We start from the raw sequence: 20,358 nt of genomic DNA, 5'->3' as shown, positions 1-20,358 counted from the left end.
GTAAGATGCCCTATTTGGAGGAGTGGTTGTTAGTTGGTGTCATAGATGAGTTACCCCACATAAAGGAGCAGGAAAAATGGATAAAATTAATGCAGGTGTTGCAGCGGTCAAAGTCTTGGAAGAATGGGGTGTGAAACACATCTACGGGATTCCTGGCGGCTCGATCAATTCTTTGATGGATGCGCTATTGCATGAAAAAGATCAGATTGACTATATCCAAGTACGCCATGAAGAAGTGGGCGCTTTGGCAGCTGCCATGCACGCTAAATACACCGGTCATATCGGTGTCGCTTTTGGCTCAGCTGGGCCTGGTGGTACGCACTTGCTCAATGGTTTATATGATGCGCGCGAAGATCATGTGCCTGTCCTAGCCATCGTCGGACAATTTGCGACGACTGGGATGAATATGGATACTTTCCAAGAAATGAACGAAAATCCGATTTATGCGGACGTTGCGATTTATAATCGGACGATTACAACAGCGGAACAAATTCCGCATGTCATTGATGAAGCTATTCGGCAGGCTTACGCAAAAAGTGGTGTCGCTGTTGTGCAATTACCCGTTAATCTTGGTACCTTTGATATTCCAGCCAAACCTTTCTACTCTGCCGCGAATGCGCACCGGAAGTTTCCAAATCCTACCCTCCATTATGGCGACATCGAAGCTGCTGTCAAAATTTTAGATGCGTCCGAGAAAACGATTATTTATGCAGGGATTGGCACACGCGGCGCAGGCCAAGATGTGGTCGACTTATCTCGTAAAATCAAAGCACCAGTTGCAGTGACTGGCATCAATTTTGACGAATTTGATGCGGACTTCGAAGCCTTGCTCGGCTCTGCCAATCGTGTCGCGAACAAACCGGCCAATGAAGCCTTTCCAAATGCGGATACAGTCGTCTTTGTTGGGAATAACTATCCTTTTGCAGAAGTCACTAATCTTTTTGAAAATGTGAAAAATTTCATTCAGATTGACATCAATCCTGCTAATCTCGGCAAACGGAACTACAATGATGTGACGATTTTAGGTGATGCAGGCGAAGCCATTCGTGAGTTGACCAAACTTGTCCAAGAAAAAACAGAAACGGGTTGGTGGCGTGCCAATCTTGCCAATGTTAAAAATTGGAATGACTACGTTCATAAACTTGAAACCAAAACAGAGGGCGACTTGCAACTTTACCAAGTCTACCATCAAATCAACACCCACGCCGAAGGGGATGCCATCTTCTCCATTGATGTCGGCGATGTGACCCAAACGTCAGTCCGCCATCTCCACCTCAATCCTAAACAAATGTGGCGGACCTCTAATCTTTTTGCAACCATGGGTATTGGCATTCCAGGTGCGCTGACGGCAAAACTTGACTTTCCAGATCGTCAAGTCTGGAATTTAGCGGGCGACGGTGGCTTTAACATGGTCATGCAGGACTTGGCGACTGAGGTTCAGTACAAACTGCCGATTATCAATGTCGTTTTCAGCAACAACCAATTCGGCTTTATCAAGGATGAGCAGGAAGAAACCAATTCTGGCTACATCGGTGTCGAGTTTATGGGCGTTGATTTCGCGAAAATTGCGGCAGGTATGGGGGCGAAAGGTTATACATTAACAAGTATCGCGGACGCAAAATCTGTCTTTGATGCAGCCTTAGCGGATGTTGCAAAAGGTGAGACAGTCTTGATAGATGCGAAAATCTCTGGCGATAGACCAATCCCAGTCGAAGCGCTCGTTTTAGACGAAAAAATCCATGACAAAGCAGCGATTGCAGCTTATCGGGAGCGTTATGAAGCTGAAGACTTGGTGCCTTTGGCTGACTACTTAAAAGCAGAAGGCATTGCGCCTGAATATAAGGCAGTAGACCTAGGTGGCTTCTGATAAAAGGACAAGTTTTATGATATAATAATCTCATTGGTAACAATGAGGTTATTTTTGTTTAAGAGGAAAAAAGGACATATGAAGAGAAAAAGTTTTATTTATCAAACTTGGTGGATTGGTTTGATTCCACTACTTGTTGGCTGTGTTTTTATGAGTGTGGCGGTGGTGATGCAACTTGTTCCCATGGACGGTGTTGACCTTAATGGTGTTTATACCGAAAGCACATCAGCAATCCATAACTTCCGCTTGATTTTTCTAGCTGCTTTTGGTGGAAGTGGTTTGATGACGTTTTTGATAGGACTGTGTCTTGTCGCGTATCCTAAATATCAAAAAAATAAAAATCAGAACTTGAAAGCACAAGGCATAAAAGTCAGTGCTGAGATCATAGATTTTCAGGCGACGGCGATCAATGTCAATAATCGTAGTCTATCAAAACTAACGTGCACAGCCAAAATCAATGGCACAGACTACATTTTCAAAAGTCAGCCCCTAGGCTTAAATCCTCTACCATTTTTGAAAAATGAACGGGTTGATGTTTATTATGATTTGGGGAATATGAAGCGCTATTTTGTCGATATAGATGGTAGCGCGCGTGATGTGATAGAACTTTAAAGCAGTTTACCGGAGGAAAGATGACAGTCAAGACAATTTTTTTAGATTTGGATGACACTTTGTTGTCAGATGAGCAGGCGGTTCAATCAGCGCTTGATCGGACGACTGCTTTTTTGGTCAGTAAATATCCACACGTTAAGGCAGAAGACTTTGACACAGCCCTTAAAAATCGCGCTGTGACGCTTTTGGATACTTATGCCATCTATGATTTTACAGTACAAATCGGCATCAGTCCTTTTGAAGTCTTATGGGGCGAATTTTCAGATGGCACTTTACGATTTCCTGAGTTGGCTAAGTCGGCCAAGGCTTATCGGCAGCAAGTCTGGATCATGGCATTGGCAGATGTTGGCATTTTGGATCACCGATTAGCTAAGTTAATCAGTCTCATGTTTGTCGTGATTAGAACCGAAAATGCCGTGCCTTATGACGATACCTATACCGCGCTGAATGCCTTATATGAACGCTATGAGTTGGTGCTTTTGACCAATGGTGCGCCCTCTTTGCAACAGCTGAAACTCGAGAAAGCACCAGAATTACGAAAATACTTCAAAAAAATCATCATCTCTGGCGATTTTGGTCAGGGGAAGCCATCGCCAGAACTGTTTGACTTTGCCCTATCTCGTGCAAAAGCAGATAAAGCAACAAGTCTCATGGTCGGTGATCAATTGTTTACTGATATATTGGGCGCGAATGCGGTTGGTATGCGGTCTGTCTGGTTAAATCGTAAGGGAGTGGCTCAAAGTGAGCTGGCAACGCCAGATTATACGGTCAACAGCTTGACAGAAGTTGTTGCCTTGCTTGATAAAATTGATAAAGTAGAGGGGATGTAATGGAGATTTCGGAAAACTACTTGACCAATCGCGTGACAGGAGAAATCGGTCAGGCTACTGCGATTTATTTTCCAAGGTCGCAAGCAGACGTCGTCGCAATCGTACAAGCAGTTAGAAAAAAGCAGCAGAAATTAATCACGATTGGTGGGCAGACAGGACTTTCGGGGGCGACCTTTCCTGATGACAATCAAGTCTTGATGAGTCTTGAAAAGATGCATCAGATTATTAACCTAGATGTTGAAACGATGACATTAACCGTTGAAGCAGGTGTGACCATTGCTGAAATCTCAGAGTTTCTAGCAGCGACACCCTATTTTTATGCACCAGACCCCGGTAGCAAAGAAGCCAGTATTGGTGGGAACGCTGCGACCAATGCGGGTGGTATGCGGGCGGTCAAATATGGCGTGACGCGCGATAATATCCGAGCCATGCGCGTGATTTTGGCGGATGGTCGTGAACTCAAAGTCGGCTCTATCAACCGCAAAGATAGCTCTGGCTATGATCTCAAAGATATTTTTATCGGGAGCGAAGGCACACTTGGTGTCATCACTGAGCTTGACTTAAAAATTCAGCCCAAGCCGAAATTCAGTCGTGATATTTTACTAGGCTTTGAGAGCTTGACACAGTTATCGCCTAAAGTTTTTGAAATTCTGGCATCAGGTCTCGTGCCTGCAGCCTTGGAATTTTTCGAGCGAGACAGCATGGCTTATTCTGAGCGTGCCTTGCAGTTAGCCTTTCCTGATATTTCTGGGCAAGCTTTCCTACTTATGACTTTGGATGGCAATGCGGTAGAACAACTAGAAACCGAGCTGACCTATTTAGCAAGTCTGAGTGACGCCTCTCTGATTTTGACGGATGCGCAGACACGCGATGCTGTCTGGCAACTTCGGGGGGCAATCGTCTCCTCAGTTGAACTTGAAAGTATTCAAGAACCGCTTGACGTGGTCGTTCCCGTCAATAAAATCGCACCGACGATTATCGCGTTGAAACAAATGGCAATAGATGAGGGATTATCTGCTATCTTTTTCGGTCATGCAGGCGATGGCAATATCCATGCCAACATTATCAAAAATGATTTGACGGATGAGGCATGGGCAGAAAAACTTGAGCGCTATCTGGATAAGCTCTATGCCTATGTCGCTGAGGTCGGTGGCAAGCCTTCTGCGGAACACGGGATTGGTCTGCTGAAAAAAACTTATTTCCAGAAATATATCGGAACCAGCGAGTTGGTCGCCATGAAGGCGCTGAAACGGGCTTTTGATCCAGAAAATATCCTGAATCCGGGAAAAATTTTTGATTTGTGAGCACTAGAGATATTTCTGTTTTGTGGCAGAAGCATTTTTTTATCTACTAATTCTAATATAATGGGTTTTGGATTGTAAAATATATTTCTAAAATTATTAAAAATGTCATATCGGAAACCTCAGTTTACGTCGGTTTCATTTCATTTTGAATACTTTTTTGTTCGATATTTTATACATAAAAAGTAATTATTTCCTAACAGTTAGGAAGAAAATATGCTTTAAATGAGTAAAAAACTTGTTTATACTAATAGTAGTGGAAGGGGTGAGGCAAGTATGTTGACGACACGACAGGAAAAATTAATGGCCTATCTTAGAGAGGATGGTTCCTGGCTAACAGGGAAGGCATTAGCTTACCTGATGTCTGTTTCAGATAGAACGATCCGATCAGATATAGGCAAAATTAATGACTTTTATGGCTTCACTTTGATTCAATCCAATCGAAGAGAGGGCTATCGTCTATCTAAGCGTAAGAAGACGATAAAAGTTGTTGAAGCATCACAATCAATGGCGCTACCACAAAATGCTAATGAGCGTGCCTTGTTTTTGCTGAAACATCTATTGGTGAGTAAAAAGGAAATCAACCTGATTAGCTTTCAGCAGCAGGTATTCATTAGTGAGTCGACACTTGAAAATGATTTGAAAAAGGTGCGTCAAATTTTACAGGATTATCCGTCGCTCAAATTGGCACGCTCCAAAAATATTCTTTCTTTGAAAGGAAGCGAGGGTGAAAAACGCCATCTGTATAAAACGCTTTTGGCTAAGGAAACGAAAGGAAATTTCCTGAATCTAACGACAATTTCAACCCTTTTTTCAAAACTAGACTTGATGACCATTAAAGCACAATTTGATTGGATCTGTAGTCGTTATCAATATCGGGTTCGAGAAATTGATATTCCAATGATGATGTTGCATATTGGGATTGGCATTGAGCGTATGTTAAATCGAAATTTTGTGAGTTTACCTTATCATGATGGTGCATTACAAGAAAGTATCGAGTATCAAATTGCTGAAAACTTTTATCAACAAATTTCAAAGAGCTTACCGATTGAGCTGAAAGAAGAAGAAATTGTTTTGCTAGCAATCTTACTAGGAAATCGAAATGCTAATTTTAAGAAATTAAGGGTTGAACAGAGTGATGATAAATCCATTAAGGCATTAGTCAATGAAATATTGACCGTACTGGCGTCTCAATATGTTATCAATTTTTATAAAGATGAACATCTGAGAAGCGGTTTAGAGCGTCATATGCGAGGGTTAATCAATCGTCAAGAAAATCAACTGACGGTGCAAAACCCTTATCGGCAAGAATTGAAGCGTCACTATCCTTTGATTTTTGATATGGCAGTTAGACTTGGCGAAATTATTGAAGATAAGATGCACTTTACAATCTCTGAAAATGAAATCGCTTTCTTAGCGATTCATCTCGGTGCCTCTTATGATACAAGTCGAAATGCTAACAAATATCGAACGGTCATCATTCATCCCGATGAGAAAGGGCTTGCCAGTCAATTTGTGTCCAAGCTTGAATCACGATTTCAAGGCGATATCGAGATAATCGCGCATCTAAGTTATTTTGAAGAAGGCCTCGTTCGCGACTTGAATCCAGATTTAATTTTGACCTCACTGCCACTAAGACATCCCTTGCCTATTACGACAGTTCAATTGACACTATTTGTCACACACGCTGATGAAGGGCTGGTAATTGATGCTCTGACCCAATTAGATCATCAAAAACTTCATGGTAAGTTTGAGCAAAAGGTGGTTGAGCTGATTCGACCAGATGTCTTTTATCGCAACAAAGTCACGGGTTCTGAGACAGTAGAAAATATCTTGTCATTCATGCTAAATGCTCTTTATGAAAAAGGTTACACGCCAGAAGACTTTAAGGCAGATGTTTTTAAAAGAGAATTTTTTTCAGCCACCTCTTTTGCCTATGGTTTTGCCATGCCACATAGTTTGAAAGTGATGGCAAATGAGTCCTGTCTATCAGTGATGCAACTGGATCAACCCATCATGTGGGGGGAATATGAAGTTCGTCTGGTGCTGCTAATTGCCATCAGTCAGGCAGACAGGAACTATATGAACCTGTTCTTTGAATGGTTTAATGATGTTGTGAACGATCCCAAACGCTATAGTGAGCTTTTAAATGCGAAAGATCATGCCGCATTTGTCAACTGTATCGTTGGAAATAATAATTAATAGAAAGAAGATTTAAAAATGAACATTGAGTTTTTAGAAAAACTATCCAACGCTGATGCGATTGCGAGTAACGAGCAGGAAGTTCGTGATGTCATGTTACAGGAGCTTGAAGGTAAGTATTCAAGTGTTGAGACTGATGGTTTAGGAAGTATTATTTTCACGAAAAAAGGGAAATCTGATAAAAGTATCATGATTTGTGCCCATATGGACGAGGTCGGTTTTATGGTGCGCAGTGTCAGCGATTTTGGTTTGATTCGCTTGATGGTTGTCGGTGGTGTTAAACCTTTGGCGCAGCATTTACAGAAGGTCCGCATTACAACTTTGAAGGGGGAGAAAATCAGCGGTGTCATCAATGGGACTTATCAAGATGGTCTGACGGAGGGTCTCTATTGTGATATTGGTGCGACAACAGCACGGGAAGTCTATGATTTAGGGATTGATGTTGGCGATATGGTGACCTATGCAACAGAGTTTGAAAAATTTGCGGTTGATCATATCTATGCAGGAAAAGCTTTCGATGATCGTTTAGGCTGTTTTGTGATTGGCGAGTTGTTGAAGCAGTTAGAAGGTGTGACTTTAGACTATACCTTGCATTTGGTTGGTACAAGTAGTGAAGAAGTGGGCATTCGCGGTGCTAAAACAGCGGTTCAAAAAATGAATCCAGATATTGTTTTGGTCGTAGATGTCGCAACATTTAGCACAGAATTTGTTCGTGATGATACCAATCAGCGTCAAATTGGCAAAGGACCAATCTTAACACACTATGATCGCACCTTGCTGCCGAATAGAAATCTGCAACTTTATGTGAAAGAAAGTGCTAAAAATGCTACGATTCCGCTTCAACTAGATATGTTCAAAACAGGGGGAACAGATGGCGGTGAAGCACATTTGGTCAATGAAGGTAAACCAACAGTTGTTAATATTGTGCCTGTTCGTTATGGTCATTGTGCTTATTCGATTGTGAATATCAAAGATATTGAACAAATGGTTGCCTTATATCAAGAAATGTTGATTAATTTTGATCAAGATGTCTTGCAACGTGTTCAAAAGTTTATTTAATGATAGAGGGAAAATAGAATGAATGAAAATGAATTAGCCATTGTCAAAATTATTTCGAGCTCAGGTGAAAGTAAAGCCAAAGCCTTTGAAGCCTTGAAATGTGTGAAAACAAAGGAATTCGATAAGGCAAGAGCCTTAATCAAAGAATCACGGCATCTGGATTTAGAAGCGCATAATATGCAGACACAATGGATTCAACAGGAGATGAGTCAAGAAGGTGAATCGGTCGTGGGGATGCTGATGGTACATGCGCAGGATCACTATATGACGAGTCAGCTTGCGAGAGACTTGATTGAAGAATTGGTTGAAGTCTTTGACCATCTGTATTCAAAGGTTAATGATGCAAAAAATTAATATAAAAAGTCGTTTAAGATGTAAATTTAGGTTATAAAATATAGAGCAATTCAAAAAGAGGAGAAGTAGAAATGAAAATTTTATTATGTTGTGCAGGTGGTTTTTCTACCAATATGTTGATGCAAAATATGAAAAAAGTCATTCAGGCGAGTGCCAAAATGAATATAGAAGATTTTGATTTTACGGCGATTCCAGCAGATTCCCTAGAAGATCAAGTCGATGGCTGGGATGTCGTGCTGGTTGGACCACAAATTACACACAAAGTTGAGTTTATTGCGTCAATTTTGAAACCTCGAAATATCCCTTATGCTGTTATTGACAAAGATGTTTATGGTCAGATGGATGGGGCAACCGTGATGAAGTTAGCTTTAATTACACACAAAAAACATCAGTTGCAACAAGGGACTTAAATAGAAAAATGAGGTAAACAAAATGACTCGTAACGCTGGATTATTCTCTCGATTTGAAGCGATGATGAATCGAATCTTTCTACCGATTGCACATAAGGTTGATAATCAGCCTCACTTGAGTGCGATTAAGGCTGGTATGGTTGCAATGACACCCTTTACCATTTTAGGGAGTTTCTTCGCAATTTTGCCTGCCCTACCTAATATGTTAGGCGAAAACAATCCTATTAGTCAATTCATTTTGAACAACGATGAAATTGTCAACTTGCCTGTTACACTATCAATCGGCATGATTGGTCTATATTCCTGTATGGCCATCTCCTATAATCTAGGAAATCACTATAAACTTTACATTCCAGGGTGTATCACACTCTCAACCTTTGCCTTTTTATTCATGGTTGCTACCTTTGGGGAAGATGGTAATCTACAACTTGCCAGTTTAGGTGCAAAAGGCTTATTTACTTCTATGATTTGTGCCTTATTGACGGTTGAACTTTATCATTTTTGTAAGGAAAGAAATATCACAATCAACATGCCAGAAGGTGTTCCTGATTTCGTTTCTCGATCATTTGAACTCATACCGGTTACTTTGATAGTTGGTGGGACGTTCATCGTGCTTCGATTTGTTTTAATGGCGACAATTGGTGAGTTACCACCAACGATTTTAACCAAGGTTTTAGCACCACTTGTAGGGAGCATGGATAATCCTTGGGCAGTATTGGTACTCCACTTTATGATGTGTCTGATTTTCTTCTTTGGGATTCACACCTCTGTTTTCAGTCCAATTACTGGTCCAATTCGCGTGGCTTTTATCGCTGAGAATATTGCAGCACTTCAAGCGGGCAAAGCCCTACCTCATTTTTATACAGCTGGGACAAGTAGCGCCTTCTTTGGTTTCACAGGTTGTGGTATCAGTATTGGTTGTATCATTGCTTGTATGCTCTCTAAAAGTATTCGCTATAAAAAAATCGGGAAAGTTGCTTTATTTCCAGCGCTTTTTGGTATCAATGAACCGATTTTATTTGGTGCCCCCATCATTTTAAATCCAGTCATGTTTATTCCACACGTTTTCGGTGGTGCGATTATCGGCACGCTCCCGATGTTCTTCATGCATTGGGGCTGGCTCAAGAAACCAGTTTTTGATCCCCCTTATGTTGGGGTATTCTTAGAAGGCTTTTTGACCAATGGAGACTGGCGTACGATTTTGGTTTGCGCGCTTCAACTCGTCTTAGCAGTTGCGATTTACTGGCCATTCTTCAAAATTATGGAACGTGAAGAATTAAGTCAAGAATCTGAAAAAACGAACAAAGCGATTGAAGATATCGTAGCAGACGAAGATTTGGATATTTTAGCAGGTTTAGAACTGGATTTTTAAAAAGTCAATAGCATAGCACATTAGGATACCTCTAAAAATCATTTTTAGAGGTATCCTTTATAGAAAGACTTTGAGCGGACGTGTTCGCAAATGCCCCCGCTTGGGTGAGACATCAGCACAGAAAGGGAAAGAAAATGAACGAAATAGGGATTGAAAAGGTTAGACATCTTTTGGCGAAAAGAAAGTTGGAAGCTGTTTTAGTTCATTCAAATGTCAACAAAAAATATTTTGGTGCTTTGAGTGGTAGCGGTGTCTATTTATTAATTTCACAGGAAGCAGCATGGATGATTTTAGATGGTCGTTATGAGGGTGAAGCCATTGAGACGACTTCTGGTTTCCAGATAAATGTTGTCCCTAAAGGCAGCTATATTGCTGGTCTTGTGTCAATTTTGCGAGAAAAACATATCACACAATTGGCTGTTGAGAGCTCAGCACTTACCATTAGTGAATACGATGAATTGAAGACGCAATCATTGAACATTAATTTATGGGAAAATGAACTTGCTGAAATTCGCAGTATCAAGTTGCCTTGTGAAATTGAGAAAATCAAAGCAGCTTGTGCTTTGACAGACGAGGTCTTTACTGAAATTTTGCCAAAAATTCATGTCGGAATGAAAGAATATGAACTGTCCGCTTTGATTACCTATCTTTGTTTGAACAAAGGGGCGAGTAGCATGGCTTTTGATAGCATTATTACCAGTGGTAATCGCACAGCCTATCCACATGGTCGACCAACAAGTAAAACCATGCAATCGGGAGAATTTGTGATGATTGATTTTGGTGTCACCCTAGACGATTATCAATCAGATATGACCAGAACCATTGTCCTGGGTAGCGCAACAGCTGAAATGAAAACGATTTATGAAACGGTTCTCGCTGCGCAATTGGCAGGAATTGAACATGTTAAGGTAGGTAAGACTGGACAAGAAGTGGATGCTGCCGCTCGTCGTATCATTGAGCAGGCAGGGTATGGGGAGTATTTTTCGCATGGCTTAGGACATGGGATTGGTCGCGGTGGCGATTTGCCGATTTTGAATCCAACAGGCAAGATGATGCTTGAAAATTACATGGTCATGAGTTGTGAACCGGGGATTTATGTACCAAATTTAGGCGGTGTCCGGATTGAGGATGATGTGGCGCTGATTGATAATGTGGGAACACCACTCAACAAGTCTAGTAAGAAGCTGCTAGTATTAGAGGGATAAAACTATGTATGATTTTGATAAAGTAAGAGATCGGAGACAGACAAATTGCCGAAAATGGAGTCCGAAAATGATTAAGGAAAAATTCCATCTAGGACAAGATGCTATTCCTTTAGATTTGGCAGATATTGATTTTGAATGCCTGCCAGAAATAAAAGAAGCGATGCTTGCGCGTGCAGAAATGGGCGAGTATAGCTATACATCCGTAACCGATGATTTTTACGAGGCAGTGATTGCTTGGAATAAACGCCGATTTAATCTTGAATTGGAAAAAGACTGGATTCGATTGACCTTTGGGACGGTTTCGACGCTGCATTATATCGTTCAAGCCTTTACGAAAGAAAATGAGAGTGTTTTGATTAACACACCAGCTTACGCACCATTTGCTGAAGCTATCGAAAATAACAATCGGCAACTCTGTTGTAGCCCATTGATTCGCAAAGACAATCGCTATGACTTAGACTTTGAAAATATCGAGCATCAGATGCAGACAAAATCTGTCAAAGTTTTCATCTTTTGCAGTCCGCAAAATCCATCAGGTCGCGTGTGGTCGAAAGTAGAATTAGAAAAAATAGCAGAACTTTGCTTAAAATATGATGTCTTGCTGGTTTGTGATGAAATTCATCGGGATATTTTGTTTGAGCGGGAGAGTTTTTCAAGCATTTTTAATGCTCACGCTGATATTGCGCAAAACTGTATTCTATGTTTATCACCGAACAAAGCCTTTAATCTAGGCGGTTTGAAGGTTTCTTACGTTGCGATTCCAAATGAGAAGATTAGAGAAACCCTCTACCAGCAACTCACGAAAAATGCGATTACTTCGCCTCATGTTTTTGCTGTGCCAGCAGTGATTTCAGCCTATCAGCATGGGGAACAATGGCTAGATGAGTTGACCGCATACATGCAGAGTAATTTTGAAATTTTCTATGATTTTGTCGAAAAAAATATGCCCAAGATAAAAGTAATGGAAGCAGATTCTTCTTTTCTGGCTTGGCTAGATATTTCTGAACTTTTCAGCGATGAAGTAGACATGACAGCATTTTTCACACAGGCACGGTTGACCACAGTACCCGGAAGTTATTTTGTGCAAGATGGTGAAGGCTTTGTGCGATTAAATCTTGCGATTACCAAAAACATGTTACAGGAAGTGCTGAATCGCATGAGAGAGAGTTATGAGCAATGGGAGAGGTCATGAAAAAAACTAAACATAAAGCAGATAAAATCATCATCATTGGAGATGGTGCTGTTGGGTCAACCTTTGCTTATACGCTATTACGTGAAAACGTTTCTGCTTCAATTGGCATCATTGATCTCAATCAAAAGAAAGTGGCGGCAGATGTTGAAGACTTAAATCATACGCTACCCTTTACTAAATGCAGTGGTGAGCGAGTTTACATTGCCAATTACAGCGATGTGCGAGATGCTGATCTCGTGGTGATTACGGCAAATGCCCCCCAAGCAAAATTTGGCGAGGATAAGGATCGGTTAGGGCTTCTTCAGCAGAATGTACGAATGATGACCTCAATTACGACTGAAATCATGGCGAATGGTTTTGCTGGTGTGATACTTGTAGTGAGTAATCCAGTAGATGCCTTGACCCAAGTCGTCCAGCGTGTTTCTGCCTTGCCCAGGCGTCAGGTCATTGGCACTGGGACACTACTGGATACAGCCCGTTTACATGCAGTTATAGCAGATAAATTAAATGTCAATTCTAACGATATTAAAGGGTTTATACTTGGAGAACATGGCAATTCAGGATTTATAAACTGGTCTCATTTGACGATTGGCAGCATACCGATTTTGACTTGGCTCGAAAAATATACAACCTATGACTGTCATCACCAATTTTTTGAAACATTGGAAGACTATGTTAGAAAAATAGGTGTGGATATTTTTGCAGATAAGGGGAATACGTCATACGGTATCGCCTCATGTCTGGTCATGATTACGGAAACCATTCTAAGCGAAAATAATCGAATTTTACCCATTTCAGCCTATTTAACTGGCGAGTATGGCGTTGAAGATGTTTATATCGGTGCACCTGCCATTTTAAATCGCCAAGGCATTGATCAAATTATCGAAATTGATTTGACAGAGGCAGAATTAGCCGCTTATCAACAATCTGCAGAGGTTTTGAAAGCCAATATTGTTGAGCTGGAAGAAAAAGGATTGATAAAAGATTGCTAATCTTTAAATTTTATCAATGCTAGCTTGCTCATTAAATAAAAATCTCGTTATCAATTTAAGATAATTTAAGATATAGAGATTTTTAATTATCATGATTTGAAAACCGAAAAATAAGAGAGTCTTTTATTGATCATAAAATTATGATATCAATTAAAAAGTCTTTAAACGGGGTTTTGATCCGGATAATCTCTTAAATCTGGGGAAGATTTTTGATTTGTGAGCGGATGATAAAATAATTTAGCAAAAAGCTTGAATAATCAAGGTATTCTGGTATAATAGATAGGTGCGTAATGGACGCATACAAACCGCTTATCCGCTGAGGCGTGTGCCAAGGGCACGAATACTGAGGTAAGTCTTAAGATGAGTAGAAGAGGAGAAAAATAATGAATCCATTAATCGAAGCTATCAACGAAGGTCAACTTCGCAGCGACATCCCTGCTTTCCGTCCTGGTGACACTGTGCGCGTTCACGCTAAAGTTGTCGAAGGCACTCGTGAACGTATCCAGCTTTTTGAAGGTGTTGTCATTGCGCGTAAAGGCCAAGGCATCTCAGAAACTTATACAGTTCGTAAAATTTCAAACGGTGTTGGTGTCGAACGTATCTTCCCAATCCACACACCACGTGTGGAACAAATCGAAGTCGTACGCTACGGTAAAGTCCGTCGTGCGAAACTTTACTACTTGCGCGCCCTTCAAGGTAAGGCAGCTCGTATTAAAGAAATCCGTCGTTAAGATGGAGGTGGGAAACCCTTATTGGATAAGGGTTTTTTTGATATCTGGTATTTTGATTCTAGGACACTTAGAAAGTGCAATTTATCAAAAGGGACAAAAAAGGTCAGTTTTTCACCAATTTGTTAGCACTATCTAAAATAATGAATTTTCTGAAAATTCAACTTGTCATTTTCAATCTTTTTTGGTAGAATAATGCTATATCTTTTGTCAGACAACCTCATGAAAAGTAAAGAGTGTTTGACATTATCTGCGAGAGGATGAAGGAATGGATAAATTACAAGCTAGGCAGCAAACGCTGTGGGATCAGTCTTTTGAGTCTGACGCCTGCGGGATGGGCTTCATTGCCCAAATAGATGGTAAGCCGACCCATGAGCTGGTGGATTATGCGATGACAATCTTGGAACGCATGAATCATCGTGGCGGGACAGGAGCAGAACCTGATACGGGCGATGGTGCGGGCGCACTTTTTGCCATGCCACATGACTTTTTTACAAAAATTGCAACAGAAAATAGCATCACGTTACCAAACTCAGGCGATTATGCCGTGGGTCAGTTTTTTCTACCTAAAGCAGCGGACAAAAAAGCTGCCCTTTGTCAATCCATCAGCAACGAAATGCAAGCTGATGGTTACCAGATTTTAATGACACGTGACGTGCCTTTTAATTTTGACAACTGTGGTCCCGGTGCGCAAGCCATCATGCCAGCTTTTGTCCAATTTATCGTGTCGAAACCTAGCGACAGCAAAAGCGGTCGCGATTTTGAAGACAGACTTTATCGTCTCCGTCGTAAACTGGAGAAAACCTTTGCGACGTCTGAGATGTTCATCTGCTCACTTTCAAGTAAAACCATCGTTTATAAAGGTATGCTCCATGCTTTTCAAGTCCGGACATTCTACCCTGACCTGTCAGATCCTGCCTTTAAGTCGACCATTGCCCTGACCCACTCTCGTTTCTCGACCAATACCTTCCCATCATGGGATCGTGCGCAGCCTTTCCGTTTCCTTGCCCACAACGGCGAAATCAACACCCTGCGTGGCGCTGAAAACTGGATGACCTCGCACAAAATCGAGATTTATAATGAAGAAAACTCCGATTCGGCCAAACTCGAAAACTGCATGGAGTACCTCTACCGCAACGGTCGCGATATGCCACATGCCCTTTTGATGATGATACCAGAGGCTTGGGGCAAAGAGGCTGGCTTGTCGCCAGAATTAACATCGTTTTATGAGTACACCTCATCCTTTATGGCACCGTGGGACGGTCCAGCGGCCTTAGTCTTTACAGATGGAGATACCGTAGGTGCCCGTCTTGACCGAAATGGTCTGCGTCCAAGCCGTTACAGCATTACCAAAGATAATTTCATCGTCTGCTCATCAGAATCTGGTGTCGTAGATTTTGAACCAAGTCGTGTTGTCGAAAAAGGCGTGCTTGGGCCGGGGAATATGATGCTTGTTGATACAGTCAATGGTAAAATTCTCCGCAATGAAGAAGTCAAAAAACATTATGCAGCCCAGTTTCCTTATGAAAAATGGTTAGAGCATAATTTGCTCCATATTAATGACCTAACAGCGCAAGCAGCCTTTGAAGACATCTCAGAAGACGACCGTCAAACCATGCACAAACTCTTTGGCTACACAGAAGAAGTCATCAGAACGGTCATCGTGCCTATGGCAGAAAATGGTCAAGAGCCAGTTATCGCCATGGGGTATGACAGCCCACTCGCGGTTTTATCACAAAAAAATCAATCTCTTTTTACTTATTTCAAACAACAGTTTGCCCAAGTGACCAATCCGCCGATTGATGCCATTCGGGAGAAAATTGTCGTTGGGACAGAAGTCTATCTGGGTCGTGATGGCGATTTGCGCGTGGATAGCGACGAAAACTGTGTCAAGCTCAAACTGGATAGTCCAGTTTTAAGGACTGAAGACTTTGAAAAAATAGCGGCGCTCTCAGACAAGAAACACCAAGCCCAAACAATTTCGACCTTATATGACGTGACCAAAGACACGCCAAACCGTTTGGAACATGCCTTAGTCGACATGTTTAAAGTGGTCGAAGCAGCAGTTGACAAGGGTGCTAGCATCATTATCCTGAGTGATCGTGACCAAAAAGAAGGTCTCATGCCGATGCCGATTTTACTTGCGACATCTGGCTTGTATAACTACATGGTCGAAAAAGGAAAAGGCAGCCAGTTCTCAATCGTTGTCGATACAGCAGAAGTCAATGAAGTCCATCATTTTGCGACGATTGTAGGTTATGGCGCGAGTGCCATCCATCCTTACGGTGCTTATGAAACCCTGAAAGATTACAACTTGTCTGACAAGGCGGAGTCATTCCGTCAAGCGGCTGAAAAAGGCATTATCAAAGTCATGAGCCGGATGGGAATTTCGACTGTTTCAGGCTATAAGGGCGCGCAGCTCTTTGAGGCAGTCGGGCTTTCCGATGCCGTTGTTGACAAATATTTCCGTGGAACAGTGACGCGGATTGGTGGTTTGACACTGAATCAAATCGAAGCAGAATACCTAGAGCGTTATGACTTTGCTTATGGTCACCGCAGTCACGAAATTTTGCCATCAGGCGGGTCATTCCAGTTTAAAGCGGACGGTGAGCACCATATTTTCAACCCGTTGACGATTTATAATTTCCAAAAAGCGGTGCGTCAAGGTGATTATGACTTGTATAAGGCGTATTCAGCTGAGCTTGATTTGGAGGCTGACGAAACACCGTCAAACCTCCGTCATATTTGGGAATTTAAAGGCGAGCGGACACCCGTTGCTTTGTCAGAAGTTGAACCGGTTGAAAATATCGTCAAGCGTTTCAAAGTGGGTGCCATGAGTTTTGGCTCACTTTCAAAAGAAGCCCATGAAACGATTGCTGCTGCCATGAACTCGATTGGTGCGAAATCTAACTCTGGTGAGGGTGGCGAAAATCGGGCGCGGTTCCACAAACAAGCAGACGGCACGAACCTCAATTCTAAGATTAAACAAGTTGCCTCAGGTCGTTTTGGTGTCAATGCTGAATACCTGATGAGTGCTGAAGAGTTACAAATCAAATTAGCCCAGGGTGCGAAACCAGGCGAGGGTGGGCAGTTACCAGGCGGGAAAGCCTTTCCTTGGGTGGCGGAAATCCGTGGCTCAACGCCAGGTGTGACCTTGATTTCTCCACCACCACATCATGATATTTACTCAATCGAAGATTTGGCACAATTGATTTATGACCTTAAAGCCATCAATCCATATGCGAAAATTAATGTGAAACTTGTTTCATCAACTGGTGTTGGAACAATTGCGACAGGTTGTGTCAAGGCTGGTGCAGATAAAGTCGTGATTTCAGGTTACGATGGCGGAACGGGTGCCTCGCCACGGAACTCAGCGCGTGATGCTGGTTTACCGTGGGAGATGGGACTTGCTGAAGCCCATCAAACCTTGACGATGAATCATTTGCGTCAGCGGATGACCCTTGAAACGGATGGGAAGTTGATGACAGGCCGTGATGTTGCAGTTGCTGCCCTGCTAGGCGCTGAGGAATATTCATTTGCTTCACTTGCCTTGGTAGCTGTGGGCTGTGTCATGATGCGGGTTTGTTCATTGAATACCTGTCCAGTCGGTGTGGCAACGCAAAATCCTGAGCTTCGTGCCCATTTCGCTGGTAAGCCAGAACACGTTGTCAACGGCATGAAATTCCTTGCCCAAGAACTCCGTGAAATCATGGCAGACCTTGGTTTCCGTTCAGTAGATGACATGATTGGTCATGCGGAAGTCTTGAAACCTAAGTTTATCGCGAAAGGTAAAGCTAAGTCGCTTGATTTCAGTCGCATTATCGGGACAACCATGCCGATTGATCGTAAAGTCGTTGATCCTTTTATCGAAGAACGCCAGTGGCGCGAACTTGATGGTTTTGCTAAAGCTGCGATTGACAGTGGCACGGGTGTGACCGTTAAAGAATCGATTAACAATGTCACACGAACAGCGGGTGCTCGTATGGCTGGTTGGATTGCTGAACGCTATGGTAATTATGAACTTGAACCAGGCTTGCTCAAATATGAGTACACGGGTATTGCCGGTCAGTCCTTCGCTTCTTTTGCCACACAAGGAATGGAAATTACTCTGATTGGCGAGGCCAATGACTACATCGCTAAATCGTTATCAGGTGGTCGTGTCATTGTCAAACCACCAGTTGATGCAGGCTTTAACGTCGAAGCCTCACCGATTGTCGGCAATGTCTCGCTGTTTGGTGCGGTTCGTGGGGAAGCCTACTTCCGTGGTCGCGCAGGTGAGCGTTTCTGCGTTCGGAATTCTGGTGCGAAAGTCGTTGTCGAAGGCGTCGGCGAACATGGTTGTGAATACATGACCGGTGGGGTAGCCGTGATTCTTGGCAGCACAGGTCAGAACTTCGCTGCTGGTATGAGTGGCGGTGTTGCCTACGTTTATGATGCGAAAGGCGATTTTGCAGATAAGGTCAACATGGAAATGGTTGATTTATACAAAGTTGGTCAGACACGTGGCGACGACGTCTTGAAAGAAATGGTTGAAAATCATGCGACCTATACGGCGTCTGAAAAAGCAAAAGCCTTGCTAGCAGATTGGGACAATGTTGTTGATAAATTTGTCAAAGTTTATCCGAGAGAGTTCCATGAAATTAAGGAAATTGAGTACCATTTATCACGAACAGGGTTGGCTGGTAGCGAACTTGAAATGGCAACATTTGAGAAAGCCATGCGGACACCTGCAGCTGAAAAAGCTGAATTAATTAAAGTAGGGGGCAAATAAGATGGCAGATCCATTTGGCTTTATGAAATATAAACGTAAGGATAACCCTTACCGTCCTGTCGCTGAGCGCGTCTTGGACTTTGAAGAATTACAAGTGCCACTTGACGTTGATGAACGACAAGAACAAGCAGCTCGCTGCATGGGATGTGGGATACCTTTCTGTCACGCTGGCGAATTTTACGGTGGCGGTCGCGCTGTCTCAGGTTGTCCGAATGACAACTTAATTCCTGAATGGAATGACCTCGTCTATCGTGGGGAGTTCAAGAAAGCTTTTGACCGTTTGTCACGAACTAATCCTTTGCCAGAGATGACCGGTCGTGTCTGCCCGGCACCCTGTGAAAAAGGCTGTACTGAAAACCTCAACGGCGATGGTGTTGCCATTCATGATAATGAGCGCTTCATCATTGATAATGCCTTTGAACAAGGTTGGGTAGCAGATAGCGGTCGTCCAAAAGAACGGACTGACTTTAGAATTGCCGTTGTTGGCTCTGGCCCTGCGGGACTTTCGGCAGCTTGGCGATTGAACCAACTGGGACATAACGTGACAGTCTTCGAACGCTCTGACCGCTTTGGTGGCTTGCTCATGTATGGCATTCCGAACATGAAACTTGACAAGGATATCGTCCAACGTCGCATTGATATCATGGCAGAAATCGGGATTGAATTTGTTGCCAATACAGAAATTGGTCGTGACATCTCATTTGAAGTTTTGGAAGCAGACTTTGATCGTGTGATTTTGGCGACAGGTGCCAGCGTGCCACGTGACTTACCAGTTCCAGGACGTGAACTCAATGGCGTTAAATTTGCGGTTGATTTCCTAACAGATATTACAAAAATCGTCCTTGCCAATGGCGACAAAAAAATGCGTCAATCTCTTGAAGGTCAAAATGTTGTCGTGATCGGTGGTGGGGATACAGGTAATGACTGTATCGGCACAGCGATTCGTCTCGGCGCTGCCAGTGTGACCCAGCTTGAGATTACACCTCAGCTACCGAGTCAACGAACTGACGCCAATCCATGGCCTGAATATCCCATGGTTGACCGTAAAGGTTATGGTCAGGAAGAAGCTATTGCCGCTGGTAATCTCAATTTGACCCACTATGCAACGTCAACAACGGAGTTTATCGGAGCAGAACGTGGGCAATTAATTGCGATTAATACAGTCCAAGTCGGTCCAGACTTCAAGCCAGTTGCAGGCACAGAAGAAACCTTGAAAGCTGATTTAGTCCTTCTTGCCATGGGCTTCACTGGTGCAGAACAATCTATCTTTCAAGGCTTCGGCATCACGCAAATCTTCGATGACAATACGACAAATAACGAAAAAGTCTATGTATCAGGTGATGCCAAACGTGGTCCTTCCCTCGTGATTTGGGGCATTCGTGAAGGCCGTAAAACAGCTGAAAAAATCGATGAAACCCTGCGTGTCATGGTGACACAATAAACATAATGAAAATGGTATCAGA

General features: G+C 42.6%; 15 protein-coding genes. All 15 read left to right on the top strand.

Going from position 1 to position 20,358, the window contains the following annotated elements; translation table 11 throughout:
• Positions 1-76 precede the first annotated feature (76 nt).
• The 15 genes from spxB to RsY01_RS00930 all read left to right on the top strand — a co-directional run bounded on the left by spxB (position 77) and on the right by RsY01_RS00930 (position 20,336).
• Positions 77-1,867, top strand: a complete 1,791-nt coding sequence (gene spxB, locus RsY01_RS01000; RefSeq protein WP_094783703.1) for a pyruvate oxidase — start codon at positions 77-79, stop codon at positions 1,865-1,867.
• Between the two features lie 78 nt (positions 1,868-1,945).
• Positions 1,946-2,479, top strand: coding sequence for a hypothetical protein (locus RsY01_RS00995; protein WP_094783702.1), 534 nt, complete (start codon positions 1,946-1,948; stop codon positions 2,477-2,479).
• Positions 2,480-2,499: 20 nt separating this feature from the next.
• Positions 2,500-3,309, top strand: coding sequence for an HAD family hydrolase (locus RsY01_RS00990; protein ID WP_094783701.1), 810 nt, complete (start codon positions 2,500-2,502; stop codon positions 3,307-3,309).
• On the top strand, positions 3,309-4,613 hold the full coding sequence (locus tag RsY01_RS00985) for an FAD-binding oxidoreductase (RefSeq protein ID WP_094783700.1): 1,305 nt from the start codon (positions 3,309-3,311) through the stop codon (positions 4,611-4,613). Before RsY01_RS00990 ends, RsY01_RS00985 begins: the two co-directional genes overlap by 1 nt.
• 222 nt (positions 4,614-4,835) lie before the next feature.
• Positions 4,836-6,812 (top strand): BglG family transcription antiterminator, encoded by a 1,977-nt coding sequence (locus RsY01_RS00980; RefSeq protein ID WP_094783699.1) that lies wholly within the window; start codon positions 4,836-4,838, stop codon positions 6,810-6,812.
• An 18-nt stretch (positions 6,813-6,830) separates the two neighbouring features.
• On the top strand, positions 6,831-7,871 hold the full coding sequence (gene ypdE, locus RsY01_RS00975) for an aminopeptidase (RefSeq protein ID WP_094783698.1): 1,041 nt from the start codon (positions 6,831-6,833) through the stop codon (positions 7,869-7,871).
• Positions 7,872-7,889: 18 nt separating this feature from the next.
• On the top strand, positions 7,890-8,225 hold the full coding sequence (locus RsY01_RS00970) for a PTS lactose/cellobiose transporter subunit IIA (protein WP_094783697.1): 336 nt from the start codon (positions 7,890-7,892) through the stop codon (positions 8,223-8,225).
• Positions 8,226-8,296: 71 nt separating this feature from the next.
• Positions 8,297-8,635: a PTS sugar transporter subunit IIB gene (locus tag RsY01_RS00965; RefSeq protein WP_094783696.1), complete on the top strand. Its 339-nt coding sequence runs from the start codon at positions 8,297-8,299 to the stop codon at positions 8,633-8,635.
• Between the two features lie 22 nt (positions 8,636-8,657).
• Positions 8,658-10,007 carry a PTS sugar transporter subunit IIC gene (locus RsY01_RS00960; RefSeq protein WP_094783695.1) on the top strand — a complete coding sequence of 450 codons (1,350 nt, stop codon included), beginning with the start codon at positions 8,658-8,660 and terminating at the stop codon, positions 10,005-10,007.
• 134 nt (positions 10,008-10,141) lie between these two features.
• Entirely contained in the window at positions 10,142-11,212 is a 1,071-nt protein-coding gene (locus RsY01_RS00955) for an aminopeptidase P family protein (protein ID WP_094783694.1), read from the top strand.
• A 4-nt stretch (positions 11,213-11,216) separates the two neighbouring features.
• Positions 11,217-12,404, top strand: a complete 1,188-nt coding sequence (locus RsY01_RS00950) for a MalY/PatB family protein (protein WP_094783693.1) — start codon at positions 11,217-11,219, stop codon at positions 12,402-12,404.
• Positions 12,401-13,396, top strand: a complete 996-nt coding sequence (locus tag RsY01_RS00945) for an L-lactate dehydrogenase (protein WP_157905754.1) — start codon at positions 12,401-12,403, stop codon at positions 13,394-13,396. The genes RsY01_RS00950 and RsY01_RS00945 overlap by 4 nt, the downstream gene beginning before the upstream one ends.
• A gap of 383 nt (positions 13,397-13,779) precedes the next feature.
• Positions 13,780-14,127, top strand: a complete 348-nt coding sequence (rplS, locus tag RsY01_RS00940) for a 50S ribosomal protein L19 (RefSeq protein WP_094783691.1) — start codon at positions 13,780-13,782, stop codon at positions 14,125-14,127.
• A gap of 265 nt (positions 14,128-14,392) precedes the next feature.
• Positions 14,393-18,895: a glutamate synthase large subunit gene (gene gltB, locus RsY01_RS00935; RefSeq protein WP_094783690.1), complete on the top strand. Its 4,503-nt coding sequence runs from the start codon at positions 14,393-14,395 to the stop codon at positions 18,893-18,895.
• Position 18,896: 1 nt separating this feature from the next.
• Entirely contained in the window at positions 18,897-20,336 is a 1,440-nt protein-coding gene (locus tag RsY01_RS00930; RefSeq protein WP_094783689.1) for a glutamate synthase subunit beta, read from the top strand.
• Positions 20,337-20,358 lie beyond the last annotated feature (22 nt).

This window comes from Pseudolactococcus reticulitermitis, from assembly GCF_002260845.1.
Taxonomy (GTDB): Bacteria; Bacillota; Bacilli; order Lactobacillales; family Streptococcaceae; genus Pseudolactococcus; species Pseudolactococcus reticulitermitis.
Note: the sequence above shows the minus strand (reverse complement) of the source record. Positions and strands in the feature narration are given on the sequence as shown.